19 protein-coding genes are annotated in these 17,046 nt (G+C 68.5%); 8 read left to right on the top strand and 11 right to left on the bottom strand.

Going from position 1 to position 17,046, the window contains the following annotated elements; translation table 11 throughout:
- The 4 genes from sdhA to K0M70_RS01360 form a co-directional block, all read right to left on the bottom strand.
- The coding region (gene sdhA, locus K0M70_RS01375) for a succinate dehydrogenase flavoprotein subunit (protein ID WP_290778300.1) at positions 1-1,612 on the bottom strand (1,612 nt) is incomplete at its 3' end.
- 7 nt (positions 1,613-1,619) lie between these two features.
- Positions 1,620-1,997, bottom strand: a complete 378-nt coding sequence (sdhD, locus tag K0M70_RS01370; protein ID WP_290778297.1) for a succinate dehydrogenase, hydrophobic membrane anchor protein — start codon at positions 1,995-1,997, stop codon at positions 1,620-1,622.
- A complete protein-coding gene (gene sdhC, locus K0M70_RS01365; protein ID WP_290778295.1) occupies positions 1,994-2,389 on the bottom strand; it encodes a succinate dehydrogenase, cytochrome b556 subunit in 396 nt (131 codons plus the stop codon). The genes sdhD and sdhC overlap by 4 nt, the downstream gene beginning before the upstream one ends.
- A 59-nt stretch (positions 2,390-2,448) precedes the next feature.
- Positions 2,449-2,628, bottom strand: coding sequence for a DUF1674 domain-containing protein (locus K0M70_RS01360; protein ID WP_290778292.1), 180 nt, complete (start codon positions 2,626-2,628; stop codon positions 2,449-2,451).
- 25 nt (positions 2,629-2,653) lie between these two features.
- Here K0M70_RS01360 and K0M70_RS01355 point away from each other — a divergent pair, with 25 nt between their 5' ends.
- The gene (locus K0M70_RS01355; RefSeq protein ID WP_290778289.1) at positions 2,654-3,526 is read left to right on the top strand and encodes a folate-binding protein; all 873 of its coding nucleotides are present in this window, start codon (positions 2,654-2,656) and stop codon (positions 3,524-3,526) included.
- Between the two features lie 69 nt (positions 3,527-3,595).
- Positions 3,596-4,483 carry a PhnD/SsuA/transferrin family substrate-binding protein gene (locus K0M70_RS01350; RefSeq protein ID WP_290778286.1) on the top strand — a complete coding sequence of 296 codons (888 nt, stop codon included), beginning with the start codon at positions 3,596-3,598 and terminating at the stop codon, positions 4,481-4,483.
- Positions 4,484-4,491: 8 nt separating this feature from the next.
- On the opposite strand, the gene K0M70_RS01345 is transcribed toward K0M70_RS01350, so the two are convergent.
- The 4 genes from K0M70_RS01345 to K0M70_RS01330 all read right to left on the bottom strand — a co-directional run bounded on the left by K0M70_RS01345 (position 4,492) and on the right by K0M70_RS01330 (position 9,800).
- Complete coding sequence (locus K0M70_RS01345) at positions 4,492-5,388, bottom strand: adenylate/guanylate cyclase domain-containing protein (RefSeq protein ID WP_290778284.1); 897 nt, start codon at positions 5,386-5,388, stop codon at positions 4,492-4,494.
- Between the two features lie 59 nt (positions 5,389-5,447).
- Positions 5,448-7,715, bottom strand: a complete 2,268-nt coding sequence (locus K0M70_RS01340; protein WP_290778282.1) for a thiamine pyrophosphate-dependent enzyme — start codon at positions 7,713-7,715, stop codon at positions 5,448-5,450.
- 84 nt (positions 7,716-7,799) lie between these two features.
- Positions 7,800-8,963 carry an acyl-CoA dehydrogenase family protein gene (locus tag K0M70_RS01335; RefSeq protein ID WP_290778278.1) on the bottom strand — a complete coding sequence of 388 codons (1,164 nt, stop codon included), beginning with the start codon at positions 8,961-8,963 and terminating at the stop codon, positions 7,800-7,802.
- 147 nt (positions 8,964-9,110) lie between these two features.
- Positions 9,111-9,800: a glycine zipper 2TM domain-containing protein gene (locus tag K0M70_RS01330; RefSeq protein WP_290778275.1), complete on the bottom strand. Its 690-nt coding sequence runs from the start codon at positions 9,798-9,800 to the stop codon at positions 9,111-9,113.
- Positions 9,801-9,937: 137 nt separating this feature from the next.
- Between K0M70_RS01330 and K0M70_RS01325 the strand changes: the two genes are divergently transcribed.
- Together K0M70_RS01325 and K0M70_RS01320 are read left to right on the top strand one after the other, a co-directional pair.
- Positions 9,938-10,183, top strand: coding sequence for a DUF6116 family protein (locus K0M70_RS01325; protein ID WP_290778273.1), 246 nt, complete (start codon positions 9,938-9,940; stop codon positions 10,181-10,183).
- Positions 10,180-10,941, top strand: a complete 762-nt coding sequence (locus K0M70_RS01320) for a TatD family hydrolase (RefSeq protein WP_290778270.1) — start codon at positions 10,180-10,182, stop codon at positions 10,939-10,941. Before K0M70_RS01325 ends, K0M70_RS01320 begins: the two co-directional genes overlap by 4 nt.
- Positions 10,942-10,947: 6 nt before the next feature.
- On the opposite strand, the gene K0M70_RS01315 is transcribed toward K0M70_RS01320, so the two are convergent.
- Positions 10,948-11,733 (bottom strand): tRNA threonylcarbamoyladenosine dehydratase, encoded by a 786-nt coding sequence (locus K0M70_RS01315; protein WP_290778267.1) that lies wholly within the window; start codon positions 11,731-11,733, stop codon positions 10,948-10,950.
- A gap of 124 nt (positions 11,734-11,857) precedes the next feature.
- Here K0M70_RS01315 and K0M70_RS01310 point away from each other — a divergent pair, with 124 nt between their 5' ends.
- Both K0M70_RS01310 and K0M70_RS01305 read left to right on the top strand, forming a co-directional pair.
- Positions 11,858-12,322 (top strand): glycine zipper 2TM domain-containing protein, encoded by a 465-nt coding sequence (locus K0M70_RS01310; RefSeq protein WP_290778265.1) that lies wholly within the window; start codon positions 11,858-11,860, stop codon positions 12,320-12,322.
- A 61-nt stretch (positions 12,323-12,383) separates the two neighbouring features.
- A complete protein-coding gene (locus K0M70_RS01305; RefSeq protein ID WP_290778263.1) occupies positions 12,384-12,782 on the top strand; it encodes a hypothetical protein in 399 nt (132 codons plus the stop codon).
- On the opposite strand, the gene K0M70_RS01300 is transcribed toward K0M70_RS01305, so the two are convergent.
- On the bottom strand, positions 12,772-13,602 hold the full coding sequence (locus K0M70_RS01300; protein ID WP_290778261.1) for an alpha/beta fold hydrolase: 831 nt from the start codon (positions 13,600-13,602) through the stop codon (positions 12,772-12,774). The genes K0M70_RS01305 and K0M70_RS01300 overlap by 11 nt on opposite strands.
- A 189-nt stretch (positions 13,603-13,791) precedes the next feature.
- On the opposite strand from K0M70_RS01300, the gene K0M70_RS01295 reads away from it, so the two are divergent.
- Positions 13,792-14,289 (top strand): fasciclin domain-containing protein, encoded by a 498-nt coding sequence (locus K0M70_RS01295; RefSeq protein ID WP_290778259.1) that lies wholly within the window; start codon positions 13,792-13,794, stop codon positions 14,287-14,289.
- A gap of 100 nt (positions 14,290-14,389) precedes the next feature.
- Positions 14,390-14,878, top strand: a complete 489-nt coding sequence (locus tag K0M70_RS01290) for a DUF456 domain-containing protein (protein ID WP_290778257.1) — start codon at positions 14,390-14,392, stop codon at positions 14,876-14,878.
- Between the two features lie 3 nt (positions 14,879-14,881).
- Here the strand turns inward: K0M70_RS01290 and K0M70_RS01285 are convergent, their stop codons facing one another.
- On the bottom strand, positions 14,882-16,927 hold the full coding sequence (locus tag K0M70_RS01285) for an FtsX-like permease family protein (RefSeq protein WP_290778253.1): 2,046 nt from the start codon (positions 16,925-16,927) through the stop codon (positions 14,882-14,884).
- Positions 16,928-17,046 lie beyond the last annotated feature (119 nt).

The raw sequence follows: 17,046 nt of genomic DNA, 5'->3' as shown, positions 1-17,046 counted from the left end.
CCTTGCGCTGTTCGGCCGAGTTGATCGTCGCCACCGCGTTGAGCAGCAGGTTGTTCAGCTCGTAGGTTTCGATCAGGTCCGAGTTCCAAACCAGCGAACGGTCGGAGACCTTGACGTCCTGGAAGGAGTCGAAGATTTCGGCCATCTTGGCGCAGCCCTCTTCCAGCGTCTTGCTGGTACGGAACACCGCCGCGTCGTTCTGCATGGTGCGCTGCATGCGATCGCGGATGACCGAGGTCGGGGTGTCGCCGTTGGCGTAACGCAGCTTGTCGAGCAGGCCCAGGGCCTTGTCGCACGCATCGGACGGCAGGGTCTTGTGCGGCTGGCCCGGCTTGATGGTGTCGGCGCAGCGGTTGGCCACCGCACGGCCGAACACGACCAGATCCAGCAGCGAGTTCGAGCCCAGGCGGTTGGCGCCGTGCACGGACACGCAGGCCGCTTCGCCGATGGCGTACAGGCCCGGCACGACCGCATCGGGGTTGTCGCCGACCTTGCGCACGACTTCGCCGTGGTAGTTGGTCGGGATGCCACCCATGTTGTAGTGCACGGTCGGGATGACCGGGATCGGCTGCTTGTGCACGTCCACGCCGGCGAAGATGCGGGCGCTTTCAGCGATGCCCGGCAGCTTGTCGTCGATGACGCCCGGGCCGAGGTGGGTCAGCTCGAGCAGGATGTGATCCTTGTGCTCGCCGACGCCGCGGCCTTCGCGGATCTCGATGGTCATCGAACGCGACACCACGTCGCGCGAGGCCAGATCCTTGTAGTGCGGTGCATAGCGCTCCATGAAGCGCTCGCCGGCCGAGTTGCGCAGGATGCCGCCTTCGCCGCGCACGCCTTCGGTGATCAGGCAGCCGGCGCCGTAGACGCCGGTGGGGTGGAACTGCACGAACTCCATGTCCTGCAGCGGCAGGCCGGCGCGCAGCGCCATGCCGCCGCCGTCGCCGGTGCAGGTGTGCGCCGACGTGGCGCTGAAGTAGGCGCGGCCGTAGCCTCCCGTGGCCAGCACGGTGCCCTGGCCGCGGAACAGGTGCATCTCGCCGGTGGCCATGTCCATGGCCAGCACGCCGCGGCAGGCGCCCTCCTCGTCCATGATCAGGTCGAGCGCGAAGTATTCGATGAAGAACTCGGCCTGGTGCGCCAGCGACTGCTGGTACAGCGTATGCAGGATGGCGTGGCCGGTGCGGTCGGCGGCGGCGCAGGTGCGCTGCGCGGTGCCCTGGCCGTAGTGTGTGGTCATGCCGCCGAAGGGACGCTGGTAGATCTTGCCGTCTTCGGTGCGCGAGAACGGCACGCCCTGGTGCTCGAGTTCGATCACCGCGGGGATGGCCTCGCGGCACATGTATTCGATCGCATCCTGGTCGCCCAGCCAGTCCGAGCCCTTGATGGTGTCGTAGAAGTGGAAGCGCCAGTCGTCTTCGCCCATGTTGGCCAGCGCGGCGGAAATGCCGCCCTGCGCCGCGACGGTGTGCGAGCGGGTCGGGAACACCTTGCTGATGCAGGCGGTCTTGAGGCCCTTCTGGGCCAGGCCGAAGGTGGCGCGGAGGCCGGCACCGCCGGCACCCACGACGACCATGTCGTAGGTGTGCTCGTGGATTTTGTAAGCGGACGTCATGGCGGCCTCAGGCGGTAAAGACGATGCGGCCGATGGCCAGCAGGGCGGCGATGGCCGCCAGCGCGTAAACGAACTTGATGATGATCTGCAGGACGATTTCCGCGGCGCCATGCACGTAGTCCTCCACCACCACCTGCAGGCCAAGACGCGCGTGCCAGAACAGCGACAGCACGAAGGCCGCCAGCAGCGTGGCGCTCAGCGGCTCGGCGATGGCGCTGCGCACCTGGTCCTGCCCGGCGCCCAACAGACCGACCGAGAAAAACACGAACCAGGGCGTCAGCAGCGCCAGGGCGATGGCGGTGAGGCGCTGGTTCCACCAGTGACCGGTGCCGTCCTTGGCCGAACCCAGGCCCTTGGCCGTGGAAAGCGGGTTGCGCAGGTTCATGCCAGGCCTCCCAGGGCGAACCACCAGAGCACGGCGGTCAGTACCACCGACAGTGCGAGCACGGCGTAGCCGCTGGCGTAGGCGTTGGGCAGGTCGTAGCCGCGCCCCGCGTCCCAGAACAGGTGCCGGATGCCGTTGAGGAAGTGGTAGACCAAGCAGGCCGAGAAGACGAACAGGGCCAGCTTGCCCACCATCGAGCCCATCACGCCGTTGAAGGCATCGAAGGTTTGCGCGTTGCCCGCGGCGGCAACCAGCCAGGCAACCAACACCAGGCTGCCCAGGGCCAGCACCACGCCGGTGCCGCGGTGGGCAATGGACATCATGCTGGTGAGCTGCGGCCGGTAGTACGGGCCGATCATGAACGGGGAAAGCGGTCGTTTCGGCGTCGCCATGGGCTGCGCTCTTCTCAAGGTCAGGAGGGGAGTTTGGGGCAAGCGGTGTGTTCGCTGCGTCAGAAGTCTATGCAGCGCCCGTTCTTTTCCCAGTCGCCGTAGCGCGTGGGATCGGGTCCGTCACGCCCGCCATGTTCGACCGGGCGCGGGGCATCAGCCTCGGTGGCGGGGTCGGGACGACGCGGTACCGGCTCGGTGTCAGGCGCTGTATCGCCTATGATTCGGGGCTCGTTGGCCATGTCCCAATGTTAAGTCCCCGCGCCCATGACGTTCAAGACAAATCTCGACACCGTCCTTTGCCCTGCCCTCGCCGGCTTCAGCGTGGTGGAGGTGCAGGGGCGCGATGCGGCTTCCTTCCTGCAGGCACAGGCCATGAACGACGTGGCGGCGCTCACGCCGGGGCGTTGGCAGTGGAACGGCCTGCTGACCGCCAAGGGCCGCGTGATCGCACTGTTCGCGCTTGCCAACGTGGCGCCCGAGCGATTCCTGCTGGTGCTGCCCGACCTGGCCGGTGCCGACCTGGTGGCGCACCTGCAGCGCTTTGTCTTCCGCAGCAAGGTGTCGCTTCGGGACGCGCCCGGCCTGGTGGCCGCCTCGGGTCCGGCGGCGGCCACCAGCGACGTTGGCGCCATCGCGGGCGATCCCGACCACGGCTTCGCCCTGGACTTCAGCGGCGAGGGTGGCCAGCGCTGGCTCTGGCTGCTGCCGCCCTCGCATCCCGCGATCGGCCCTTCCGATGGGGCCGTCGACGCGCACTGGCGCGCCCTGGACATCGCCCACGGGCTGCCCAGGCTGGCGGGTGAACAGCGCGAGGCCTACACCCCGCAGATGCTGTCCCTCGAGCGCCTGGGCGCCTTCAGCCTGAAAAAAGGCTGCTACCCCGGGCAGGAAATCGTGTCCCGCACCCATTACCTGGGCCAGGCCAAGCGCGTGCTGGCCAGGCTGAGGGGGCTGGGCCTGGCGCCCGGCCAGTCCGTGGAGGCCGCCGGCCAAGGCGTGGGCAGCCTCGTCTGCATCGACGCCAGCGGCACCCAGGCGCTGGCAGTCCTGACGGCGGATGCCGACGGCCCGCTGAGTTCGGGCGGGCGTCCCTGCACCCGGGAAAGCCTGCTGCAAGGCCTTGCCAGGCCCAGCTGAGACGGCCGTCACGATTGGCTTGTGCGCGCGATGTCTGCTATACCGCCGAGCACAGGGAGGACCACCAACATGAAGCTCAGCCACGGCCTTGCGGCCTTGATTTCGGTAATATTCGCGGCGCCCGCCATGGCCGCCGACTACACGCTCGCCGTCGAGCCCAATTTCCCGCCCGCGCAGGCTCAGCAGGTCTACAAGCCTCTGCTGGACTACCTGGCCAAGAGTACGGGCCACAGCTTCGCCCTCAAGACCGCGACCAACTACCACGTGTACTGGCGCGACCTGCGGTCGGGCGCCAAGACCGACTTCGCGTTCGAGGAAGCACACTTCACTGACTATCGCCGCGAGCGGCTGGGCTTCACCCCGCTGGTGCGCGTGGCCGAAGCCACCCGTTATTCCCTGCTGGCCGACGCGCCCGTGGCCGAGGGCGGCATCCAGGGGCTGATCGGCTACCGCGTGGTCAGCATGCCCGCGCCCAGCATGGGCTATCTGCTGCTGGGCGACCTGTACAAGAACCCGATCGCCCAGCCCGAGATCCAGTCCGTTGCCGCCAGCTGGAGGGACGGCGTCGAAATGGTGTTCTCGCAGGAGACCGAAGCGGCAATGGTGCCCAACTACATCGCCCAGACCTATCCCAACCTGATGGTGGTCTCGGAGTCGCGCGAGTTCACCGGCCGCGCGCTGAGCGCCGGCGGCACCGTGCCGGCGGACGTGCGCAAGGCGGTTTCCGAGGCCATGCTCAAGCTGCACGAGGACGACTCGCTGTACGAAGTGCTGGTGGAGCTCGGCGCCAGCCAGTTCGTGCCGGCCACCGCCGCCGAATACGCCGGCAACGAGCGCCTGCTGCGCGGCGTTTTCGGCTACAAGGCCAAGCCGGCCGCTGCGGCGCCGGCCGTGGTCACCGAGACGGAAGCCGAGGCGGAAGTGACGGGCGGCATCGAAGTTACCGCCGGCGGCTGAGGGCCGGGCTACAGGGCTTCGAAGTGGATGATGTCGCCGGTGTTCACGCCGAAGCTCTGACCCAGGCTGATGGTGCCTGACTTGCGCAGGTGCAGCTCGTCGCGATGCACCTTGAGCTCTTCGTCTTCACCAATGCGCACATAGGTGCCATTGGTGGAGCGGTCGGCCACCATGAAGTGGCCGCGCTTGTACTCAACCATGGCGTGGCTGCGGCTGACCCAGTCGGCTTCGATCACCAGGTGGTTGCCCGGCTCGCGGCCCATGCTGAAGGGCTGGGAATCGGGGCCCAGCTCGACCAGCTGGCCCCGGTGCCGCAGGCGCAGCACGGCACCCTGCACGCCCCCGTCGCCGCTGCGGATGGCGCTTTGCACCATGGTCATGCCCGACGTGTCTTCCTGCCAGACCAGGTCCACGATCTCGATCGGCAGCAGCTTGCCGCTGACCCGCGCCTTGCCCAGGCTGCGCGCCTCGGGCACCTTGCCCGTCAGGCTGTCGTAGGTGGCCGCGGTGGTGACCACCTGTTCACGCTTGGCCAGCGACCCCATCCGGGCGGCGGTGTTCACGGCGTCGCCGTAGACGTCGCCGTCGTCCTCCTCCAGCGCGTCGCCGTGGTGGAGCCCGATACGCACCGCCAGGCTGTCGCGGACGAAGTCGATGTCGCGGCCCATTCTGCGCTGCATGTCGCAGGCGGCCAGGATGCCGTTGAGCGCGCCCGGGAACGTGCACATGATTTCGTCGCCGATGGTCTTGATGACCCGGCCGCCGTGCTGCCGGCAGACCTGTGACAGCGCGTCCAGCACGGCGGCAATAAGCCGGCGCGCCTCCACGTCACCCTTGGTTTCGAACAGCCGGGTGCTGCCGCTGACATCGGCAAAAAGGATGGTCTGGGGCCGGGATGGGCTCATTCGCTCCGAGTCTAGGCGATGCTGGCGGCGCCGTCATTACATCGGATTAAAGAACGGAATCAGGCCATCTGCGCGGCCATGGCCACGATGTCGGCCTCGCTGGGAATGACCAGGAAAGCCGCCCCCGCCAGCGGGGTATAGGTGTCCTCGCCCACCACGCGGCGCAGCGGCTTCGCGCCCAGGCCTGCCTCCACCACGGCGGTGATGATGCCCTCGCCCACGCCGGCCGAGCGACGGCCCTCGTCCACCACCAGGATCCGGTCGCACTCGCGGGCGTGGCGGGCGATGGCCTGGGCGTTGAGCGGCTGCAGCCAGCGCAGGTCCACCACGCGCACCTTCCAGCCGTGCCTGGCCTCGATCTCCCGCGCGGCCCGCAGGCTCATCGGGACGCCATTGCCGAAGCTGAAGACCACCAGGTCGCGGGCCTCCGGGAAGTAAGTGCGCTCCTCGCCAATGACCATGGCCTGGTCCACCGGCGGGTACGCGGTCAGCCACTGGCCGTCGCCCGGCTCGTGCAGGTCCTTGGTCATGTACAGCGCGATCGGCTCGAGGAAGGCGCAGACGCGGCCGTCCACCTTGGCCAGGGCCATCATGGTGCGCAGCATGGTGGCAGCGTCGTCACCGCGGCTGGGGCAACCGACCAGCAGGCCGGGGATGTCACGCAGCGCAGTGATCGAGTTGTCGTTGTGGAAATGACCGCCAAAGCCCCGCTGGTAACCCAGCGACGCGATGCGCATCACCATGGGGTTGCGGTACTGGCCGTTGCTGAAGAACTGCAGGCTGCAGGCTTCGCCGCGGATCTGGTCGCAGGCGTTGTGGAAATACGCCAGGTACTGGATCTCGGGCATCGGCAGCAGGCCCACGTTGGCATAGCCCTGGGCCAGGCCCAGGATCATGGTTTCGTCCAGCAGGGTGTTGAACACGCGGGCGTTCTTGAACGCCTTGTGCAGGCCCTTGGTGACCGTATACACGCCGCCCTTCTGGGCCACGTCTTCGCCGAACAGCAGCGCCTCGGGGTATTTGCAGAACAGGTCGTGCAGCGCCTGGTTGATCTGGATGGCCAGGTGCCTGGGCGGCTGGTTTTCCGGGAGTTTGGCTTCGCCGCCGAACACCGCGAGGCGCTTGTCCGGGAAGTCGCTGCGGGCGGCTTCGGCCTGCACCTTGTCGGGCGTGTAGGGCGCCAGCGGGCGCATCACTTCGGCCAGGTCGGTCAGCTTGGGCAGCTGGTCGGCCTGGTCGGCGGCTGCAAAGCAACGCTTGCGCATCGCTTCGTATTTCGCCAGCACTTCGTCCTTCGACATCAGGCCTGAGCACAGCGCGATTTCCGCCGAGCGCAGCAGCGGGTCGCTGGCTTCCACGGCCATCAGCTCCTCGACGCTGCGCCACTCGATTTCAAAGTCGGTGCCGGCGTGACCCATGATGCGGGTGGTGCGCAGGTGCAGGAAGGTTGGGCGGCGGGTGCGGCGGCAATGTTCCACCGCGGCCTGCACCTGGCCGTAGCCCTGTGCGATGTCCAGGCCGTCGGCGTAGAAATAATCCAGCCCGTGGCGATCCTTGAAGGCGTTGGCGATCCAGCCGCCGGGCGTCTTCACCGAAATACCGATGCCGTTGTCTTCGCATACGTAAAGCACCGGCGCCGGCAGCTTCTGGTAGGCGGTCCACTGCGCGGTGTTGAACGCTGTCTGGGCGCTGGCGTGGTTGCTGGAGGCGTCGCCAAACGAACAGATGGCGATGGAGTCGTCGGGGATCGGCAGCGCGTGGCCGATGCGGCGCGCCTGTTCGATCGCAATCGCGGTGCCCAGGGCCTTGGGCAGGTGCGAGGCGATGGTGGACGTCTGCGGCAGCACCCAAAGCGGCTTGCTGCCCCAGACCTTGTGCCGGCCGCCGGAGATCGGATCCTGTGCGCTGGCGGCGAAGCTGAGCGCGGAATCCATCACCGGGTCCATGCCCGGAAGCTTGCGGAAGCGCTCGGCCATGAAGCCGCCGGAGCGGTAGTGAAGGAACGCCGGATCGGTGTGACGCGTCAGCCGGGCCACCATGGCATTGCCTTCGTGGCCCGACGAACCGATGGTGTAGAAGACCTTCTGCTGGACGCGCAGCACGCGCGCCATCAGGTCCAGGTGGCGCGACGCCAGCTGCGAGTCGAACAGCGCCAGGAAGTCTTCAGCGCTGCAGGCACTGCCCTCCAGCACCGCCTCGTGCGGCGCCGGGCGCGGCTGCACGTCTCCGCTCCATCCCGTGACGAACTCGGTGAAATTGTCGTCGCACACCTTGGCGCGATTGAGGTCTTTGTGACGGGCGGGAATCAGGGGCGCGGCTGCGGACATGGCGATCTCGTGGTAACGCGGAACAGGCGCGCCGGAGGCGTGCCCGGAACCGCCGGGGTGCGCGCAGCGCAGCCCCGGGGGCGGTCAGAACGCGTTGATGCCGGTCACTTCGCGGCCGATCACCAGCTGATGCACGGTTTCGGTGCCTTCATAGGTGATGACGGACTCAAGGTTCAGGGCGTGCCGGATCGGCGGGTGCTCGGTGGTGATGCCGGCGCCACCCAGGATGTCGCGCGCCTCGCGGCTGATGTCCAGGGCGATGCGGCAGTTGTTCCACTTGGCCAGCGACACCTGTGCCGGCTGCATCTTGCCCGCGTCCTTCAGCCGGCCCAGCTGCAGGCTCAGCAGCTGCGCCATGGTGATGCGGCGGGCCATCTCGGCCAGCTTGAGCTGCACGGCCTGGGTGGCGGCGATCGGGCGGTTGAACAGGATGCGGGTCTTGGAATACTCCAGCGCCGACGTGTAGCTGGCGATGGCGGCACCGATCGGGCCCCAGGTGATGCCGTAGCGCGCCTGGGTCAGGCAGCCCAGCGGGCCCTTGAGGCCTTTCACGTTCGGCAGGCGCTGGCGGTCGGGCAGGCGCACGTCGTCGAAGAACAGCGCCGACGTCACCGAGGCGCGCAGGCTCATCTTCTTGTGCACTTCCTGGGCCGCGAAACCCTTGGTTTCCTTCGGCACGATGAAGCCCTGGATGCCGTCTTCGGTCATCGCCCAGACGATGGCGATGTCGGCCAGGTTGCCGTTGGTGATCCACATCTTGGCGCCGTTGATCACCCAGTCGTCGCCGTCCTTCCGGGCGGTGGTCTTCATGTTCGCCGGGTCGGAGCCGCCGTGCGGTTCGGTCAGGCCGAAGCAGCCGATGATCTCGCCGCGGGCCATGCCCGGCAGGTACTGCTGGCGCTGTTCTTCCGAGCCGTAGGCGAAGATCGGGTACATGCACAGCGAGCTCTGCACCGATACGAAGCTGCGGATGCCGGAATCACCGCGCTCAAGCTCCATGCAGATCAGGCCGTAGCTGACCGCGTTGAGATTGGCGCAGCCATACTTCTCGGGCAGCGAGGAACCCAGCAGGCCCATCGCCGCGATCTCGGGCACGAGCTCTTTCGGGAAACGCCCCTGGTCGAAACAGTCGCCGATGATGGGCAGGACTTTTTCGTCGGTGAAGCGTGCGACGCTGTCCTGGACCATGCGCTCCTCTTCGGAAAGAAGACTGCGGATGTCGAACAGGTCGGTCGGGTTCAGGGCCATGGGATGCAATCTGCGGTGGGCGGGAAGGCCGGCATTTTAGCCTGCCCTGCCCCGCCACCGCATCCTTTCAGGCAACGTCCGTCGCGCCCCTGAAACGAAGAAGGGCCGGCTGGGCCGACCCTTCCAATGCGAGCCTGGCGTGAAGGCTCAGCCCTGCGGCGGGGCGACGCTGTTGCCGCCGTCCACCACGATCACGCCGTCCTTGATCGGAAGGCGGTCGCCCGGGTCGTCCGCCATGATGAGGTTGCCGGTCTGGTCGTCGTAGCGCCAGGTGACGTCATAGCCCACCACGCGGTCACGCTCGCCCAGCAGGACCTGCTCGCCCGGCTTCTTGTCCAGGCGCTTGCTGGCCACCACGCCATCGGCGCGGTACTCGACGTCGTAGCCGATCACCTCTTCACGCGGTTCGGTCACGGTGCGGCACACCTGTTCGACTTCGGTGTATCTCTGGCCGCCCACGTGACGGCGGTCAATCTCCCGTCCGGCGTAGGCGCCGCCCACGACACCGGCTACCGTGGCGACCTTCTTGCCGCTGCCGCCACCCACCTGGTTGCCCAGCAGGCCGCCGACCAGGGCGCCAACCACGGCACCGTCCTTGTCGCCGAAGCGTTCGGCGCGGCGCTTCTCCACCACCTGGTCTTCACAGACCTGGCGCGAGCCGGTGCGCATTTCGGTCACCGCGACCGACGAGATCACTTCGCCGTAGATCGGTTCGCGCTCGGTGATGGGGGTGGAAGAAACCACCTCGGCATAGGGGGTGGAGAAGGTCTGGTAGGCGGCAATGGCGCCACCGCCGACGAGCATCCCGGCCAGCACGGCCAATATTGTCTTGTTCATGGTGAAGTTCCTCTGGGTTGGCGGCGGTTTTGCGCCTGCGCAGGGGGAGAGTGTCGCCGCGCGCCTGAACGGCACCCGAAGCCGGGATATCAGCAACGCGTGATACTTTCTTCCCAAGCCCGCACCGGAGTCCAGAGATGATCAACCCCGTGACCGGGCCGCTGATGGCATTCGCCAGCCGCCTGCGGTTCCCGACCCTGTTCTTCATCACGCTGGGGCTGTGGGCCGTCAATATGGTGGTCCCCGACCCGATCCCCCTGATCGACGAAATCGTCATGGGCCTGCTGACCCTGATGCTGGCCACCTGGAAGAAGCGCAAGCAGGCTCCGGGCGAAGCGGCACGCGCGGGTGTCACCATTGACGGTGAATCGCGGCGGGAATGAGCGCGCTTTACGACAGCCACTGCCACCTCGACGCACCGGAGTTCGACCCCGATCGCGGCCAGGTGGTCGAACGGGCGCGCGCCGCCGGCGTCGGACGCCAGCTGGTGCCGGCCGTGGATCGTGCGGGCTGGGAGAAGCTGCGCGGCATCTGCGCCGCCGACCCGCAGCTGCGCCCCGCCTACGGGCTGCACCCGATGTTCCTTGACCGCCACCTGCCAGGGCACCTGGACGAACTGGCCCAATGGCTGGAGCGCGAGCGCCCGGCCGCCGTGGGTGAATGCGGCCTGGACTATTTCGTGCCGGGGCTGGACCCGCAGACGCAGCGTCTCTACTTCCAGCGCCAGCTCGAGCTGGCTCGCGAATTCGACCTGCCCGTGGTGGTGCATGCCCGCCGCGCCGTCGACGAGGTGATCACCTCGATCCGGCGCGTAGGCGGCCTGCGCGGCGTGGTGCACAGCTGGTCGGGCAGCCAGCAGCAGGCCATGCAGCTGTTCGACCTGGGCTTCCACCTGGGTATTGGCGGGCCGGTGACGTTCGAACGCGCCCAGCGCCTGCGCCGCACCGTGGCCACGATGCCCCTGCAATGGCTGCTGCTGGAAACCGATGCGCCCGACCAGCCGGGAGCCGGCCATCGGGGCGAACGCAACGAGCCAGGCCTGCTGCCGGAGGTGCTGCGGGTGGTGGCCGGGCTGCGCGGCGAAACCCCCGAGGCGGTCGCGCAGGCCACCACGCGCAACGCCGTGGCGCTGTTCGGTTGAACTGTCTCAGCGTTTGAGCAGCAGCTCGATGGCCTTGCCCGCCATCGCGAACCCGAAGGTCCCCGTGACGTGCGTGGCGGCGCCCAGGCCGGCGCCGCAGTCGAGCTTGAGCGCCTCGTCGGCACCCAGCTTGGGCCGGACGCCGCACACGCTGCCGTCGCGCTGCGGGTACTTCACGTTCTCCAGCGAATAGACCGCCGGCACGCCGAAGTAGCGGTCGGGATTGCGCGGAAAATGGAAGCCCGAGCGCAGGTGCTTGCGCACCAGCGCCAGCAGCGCGTCCTGTTCGGTGCGCGACAGGTCGCGCACCCGCACCAGGGTAGGGTCCGTCCTGCCGCCGGCCGAGCCGCAGACAATCACAGGCAGCTTCCGGCGCCGGCACCAGGCGATCATCTCGAGCTTGCTGCGGAAGCTGTCGCAGGCATCCAGCACCACGTGGTGGCCGCGGTCGAGCAAGGCATCAAGGTTGGCGGGCGTCAGGAAGTCGGCCACCACTTCGACCTTGATCGCCGGATTGATCGCGCGGCAGCGTTCGGCCAGCGCCTCGCCCTTGCCGCGGCCGAACTGGCCGTCGAGGGCGTGCAGCTGGCGGTTGGTGTTGCTGACACAGATGTCGTCGGCGTCTATCAGCACCAGGCGGCCCACGCCGCTGCGCGCCAGCGCTTCCACCGCCCAGGAGCCCACCCCGCCCAGACCGACCACGCAGGCCTGCGCCGAAGCCAGGCGAGCGGCAGCGCCCACGCCATACAAGCGATCGATTCCCGCGAAGCGTGCGTCAGCCCGGTTTTCCATGCCAGTATTTTACGCCACGGACCGGGCGCTGAACGCAGCCCCGGGCCGGGCGGCCCTGGTCGGCACTGGTTCAGGGTCGAAAGCCTAGGGTTGGCCCAGAAATATCCCCCGAGAGGATTGCGCCATGAAGACCACGTTGCTGATCGCCGCCGCACTGACCCTTACCGCCACGGCCTGTACCACTGCGCCCCGCAATGCGGGCTATGGCTACGACAACCGTCCGGCCTACTCCGAGCCGCAGCGCTGCTATGACTGCGGCACCATCGAACGCATCGAAACCGTTTACGGCGCACGCAGCAACAGCCGCGCCGGCGCGGTGCTGGGTGGTGTCATCGGCGCCGTGGTGGCGCGCGAAGTGCCCAAGCACGGCAGCCAGGGCAACAAGAACACCGCCACCGTGGCTGGCGCCGTCGGCGGCGCCCTGGCCGGCAACGCCATCGAAAACAAGATGAACGAAGAAACCTTCGACATCCACGTGCGAATGGACGACGGGCGTCGCGTGATCCTCAACCGCAACAGCCTGGGCAACGGCGTGCGTGAAGGCGCCTACGTGCGCGTGGACGGCAACCGCATCCCCCCGCTGCGCTGAGCCACGCGCCGCACAAAGGCCGCCGTGATATCGTCACGGCGGCTTTTTCATGGAGTCACCCATGCGTTTCCTGATTGTTGCCGTCATCAGCCTGCTGGCGGGCTCCCTGCTGACCCTGATCGCCATCAACACGCTGCGCCAGGGCACTGCCTACCCCAACGGGGTGATGGCCGTCATGTCGGCGCAGATGAAGAGCCTCGACCAGTCGATGAAGCGCAACCGCTGCGCGGCAAGCGACCTGATGCCTCCCCTGCTTACGCTGCGCCAGTTGGGCAACGACCTGGAGCCGGCTTTCCTGCCCACCCAGGACGATCCGCGCTTCATCGGCCATGCCAGCGAACTGCGTGCCGCGCTGGACGCCGCTGTTTCCACCACCCCCGCCGACTGCGCCGCCGCGCGCGTGGCGGTGGACCGCGTCAGCGCCGGCTGCCAGGCCTGCCACCGCGACTTCAAGGGTTAGCGCGAAGCCAGCCGGCAACACAGGCGGCCAGCGCCTGGGGCTGGCGCATCCAACGGAAATGATCGGCGTGGGCGCCCAGGCGGGCATCGTCGAACAGCTGCACCGTCCCCGGCCCGCCCATCTTGGCCATCAGCGCCTGCATCGATGCCTCAGGCACCAGCCAGTCGCGGGTCATGCGCACGGCCAGCACGGGCTGCCGCAGGCGAGAAAGCGCGCCTTCCAGATCGTCACGGTGGCCGTAGTGGCCATAGCGACCCGTGCGCACGGTGTCGGCCCAGTCGCGCATCAGCTGGCCCGCCTCGCGCCCGGCAAAGCCGAGCCGGTCACCGGGGTAATAGCCGGCCAGGCGCGTCAGCAGGGGAAGGACACGCGCGAACAGGCCCACCCCCAGCCGCTGGCGTCCGGTGAAGGTAGGGGCATGCGGCACGCCCGTGGCCAGCAGCACCAGGCCCGCGCTGCGCTGCGGCTGCCGCGCCGCCGCCATTGCCGCCAGCTGTCCGCCCAGGCTGTGTCCGCCGAAGTACCAGCGCGAACCCGGGTCGAGCGCGGCGATGGATGCGGGCAGGTCGTACTGCAGCAGTTCGCGGTAGCCCCAGTCGACGCCCCGCCGGGCGCGAAGCGAGCTGCTGCCGTTGCCGCGCCACTCGTGCACCGCGCAGGCCACGCCTTCGTCGCAAAGCGATAGTGCAAAGGCGTCGTACTTGGCGGCGGGAACGCCCAGGGCGGGCAGCAGGAACAGTCCGGGCGCGCCGTCGCCCGCGCGGTGCACGCGCAGCACGCTGGCGTGGCCGTCGCCGGCAATCAGGGGCAATTCAAGCATGGGCATGGCGACACCGGAGGGTTTGATGCCGCGCAGCATAACGACTGCAGCGGCGCTGCGGCATGCGCCCTCACGCCACCGCGACGCAAAACGGACAAAAGCTTGACGCCACCCGCACGCTGCCGCGACGGGCCGGGGCGCACTGTGCACGAGTGCCCAAGGCACCCACCCCCTTTCCAGGAGCTACCGATGACCCTTCTCCGCAAGAGCCTTCTCGCTGCCATGATGACCGCCGTCGTCGCCACCCCGGCCCTGGCCGCCCATCACAATGAAGCCAAGCCCGGCACGATCGTCGAAGTGGCCGCCGCCAACGCCGACTTCGAAACCCTGGTTGCCGCCGTCAAGGCCGCCGGCCTCGCCGAAACCCTGAGCGGCGAGGGCCCGTTCACGGTCTTCGCCCCGACCGACGCCGCCTTCGCCAAGCTGCCGGCCGGCACCGTCGAGGACCTGCTCAAGCCCGAGAACAAGGACAAGCTCGTCGCGCTGCTCACCTACCACGTGGTTGCGGGCAAGGTCCTGGCGGCTGACGTCGTGGGCCTGGACAACGCCACCACCGTGAACGGCGCCGTCGCCGACATCACCGTCACCGGCAGCACCGTGAAGGTCGACGAAGCCACCGTCACCGCCACCGACATCCCGGCCAGCAATGGCGTGATCCACGTGATCGACACGGTCATCATGCCGTAAGCGAAAACACCTTTCCTCCCCGGAAATTCAGCGGCCCGCCTTATGGCGGGCCGTTTTTTTTTGGTTCTTATTGATTCCGCCGCGCTTGCTATGCTGGGGCATGGACAACACTTCGCTGTACTACCTGATCGCCGGCGTGCTGGTCCTGGTCGGCTTGCTGGGCACCGTGCTGCCCGTGCTTCCCGGCCTGCCGGTAATGTTCGCCGGCATGCTGCTGGCCGCCTGGGCCGGCGACTTCCAGCACATTGGCGCCGGCACGCTTGCCGCGCTGGGCGCCCTTGTGCTGATTTCCATTGCGGTCGACCTGGCCGCCAGCGTGCTGGGGGCGCAGCGCTCGGGAGCGTCAAGCAAGGGACTTTGGGGCGCCGGCATCGGCGGATTCGTCGGTATTTTCTTCGGCATACCCGGCCTGTTGGCCGGGCCGTTCCTGGGCGCCTCGCTGGGCGAGATGGCCCAGGGCCGGCCTTGGCACGACGCCTCCAAGGTCGGCCTGGGCACCTGGCTGGGCCTGCTGCTGGGCGCCATCCTCAAGCTGATGCTGGCGTTCTGGATGCTGGTGCTGTTCGCTTTGGCGATGTGGGTTTACTGAGCGCTATTCCTGCAGCTCGCGCAGCGTGACCGACGGCGGCGCGTCCAGCACCCGACGCGTCGCCAGCAGTCCGGCCAGCAGCGCGGCCACCGTGCCGATGGCCGCGCCGGTCAGCGCCAGCGCCGGGTCCGGGGTCCACGGCAGGTCGAAGACCTGCTTGGCCACCACGCCCGCCAGAACCGTGGCCGCAATGGCCGCCACCACGCCCGACAGCAGCCCGATGGCCGAGAACTCCGACACCTGCGCCCAGCGCAGCTGGCGACGGCTGCCGCCGAGCACGCGCATCACGCCGCCCTCCAGCAGGCGCTCGTCCTGGCTGGCGCTCACTGCCGCCAACAGCACCAGCACGCCGGCCGCCAGCGAGAAATAAAACACCGCCTCGACCACGGTGGACACTTGTTCCACCGTGCCGCGCACCTGGTCCAGCACCGCGTCTATGTCCACCACCGACAGGTTCGGGAACGCGTCCACCAGCTCGCTGGTGAAGCGGGTGCGCTCGGCCGGCACATTCACCGCGGTGATGTGGCTGCCCGAAAAATCATCCAGCGAACCCGGCGAGCCGATCACGAAGAAGTTGGGGCGGAAGCTTTCCCAGTCGATCTTGCGCAGGCTGGTGATGCGGCCGGTGTAGGGCGAGCCGGCGATGTCGAAGGTCACCGTGTCGCCCAGCTTCCAACCCAGGGTCGCGGCGAAGTCCTCCTCCACCGACAGTTCGGTCTGCGCGGGCACCTGCCCGGTCCAGAACTTGCCCGCGGTGACCTCGTTGTCCGTGCGCAGCGACGCCGCCGAAGACAGATTGAACTCGCGGTCGGCCAGGCGCCTTGCGCGGCCGCCCTGCTCGCCCAGCGATTCTGCGTCCACCGGCTTCCCGTTCACGTCCAGCAGGCGTGCGCGGATCATCGGGTACAGCTCGGGCTCGGCAACGCCCTGGGCGGTGAGGAAGTCCAGCACCGGCCCGACCTGGTCGGGCTGCACGTTGATGATGAAGCGGTTGGGCGCGTCCGCCGGCAGTGCATTGCGCCAGCGGTCCAGCAGGTCGGTGCGCACGAAGGTGAGCAGCAGCAGCGCCATCAGCCCCAGCCCCAGGGCGGATACCTGGGCGATGCTGGCCGCGGAGCGCCGGCTGACGTTGGCCAGGCCGTAGCGCCATGGCCCGCGCAGGCGCGAACGAACCCGGCGCAGCAGCGCTATCAGCAGCCAGGCCAGGCCGGCCAACACCGCCAGCGTGGCGACGATGCCCAGCAGCATGGCCGTGCCCAGCTCGGCCGAGCCGGCCTTCCACCACAGCAGCAGGGCCAGCCCGGTGAAGCCGGCCAGCGCCACCAGCCAGGCGCTGGGCTCGGTGGGGTCGAGGTCGCGGCGCAGGACGCGCAGCGCCGGCACGCGGCGCAGCGCCAGCACCGGCGGTACGCCGAACGCCAGCAGCACGGTCAGGCCCACGCCGAAGCCCTCCAGCACCGGCCGCCAGCCCGCGCCGGGGATGGAAAGTTTGAGCGAATCGGTCAGCCAGTCGGCCACCAGCCACTGCAGGCCGAACGCCAGCGCGATGCCGACGCCGCTGCCCATCAGGCCAAGCATCAGCAGTTCACCCGCATGGATGCCCACCAGCGTGTTCTGGCTGGCGCCCAGGCAGCGCATCACCGCCGAACCCGACAGGTGTCGCGCACTGTGCCGGCGCGCCGCCATGGCCACGGCCACGGCCGCCAGCACCACCGACACCAGCGCCGCCAGCCCGAGGAAGCGGTCGGCGCGTTCCAGCGCGCGGCGGATTTCGGGCCGCGCCGAGGCGGCCGTCTCCAGCCGCTGGCCACGGCCGAGCTGCGCGCGGGCGTTGGCGTTGAAGGTTTCCACCGCCGTGGCATCGCCGGCTACCACCAGGCGGTAGGTGATGCGGCTGCCTTCCTGCACGAGGCCGGTCGCGTCGATATCCGATAGGTTGAGGAACACCCGCGGCGAGGTGTTGAAGTAGTCCAGCGCCGCGTCGGGCTCCTGCACCACCAGCGCGGCCAGGCGCAGCTCGCTGGTACCGACGCCGATCGCGTCGCCCACCTTCGCGCCCAGCGCGTCGGCGCCGGCGCGGCTCAGCTAGACCGTGCCCGGGGCCGGCACGCCCTCGGCGGTGCGCTCCCGGCCCGTGGCCGGATCAAGCAGGCGGAAGCTGCCGCGCA

The organism is Arenimonas sp. (genome assembly GCF_019459675.1).
Taxonomy (GTDB): domain Bacteria; phylum Pseudomonadota; class Gammaproteobacteria; order Xanthomonadales; family Xanthomonadaceae; genus Arenimonas.
The sequence above is the reverse complement of the archived record's forward strand: the minus strand, read 5'-3'. Positions and strand labels throughout refer to the sequence as shown.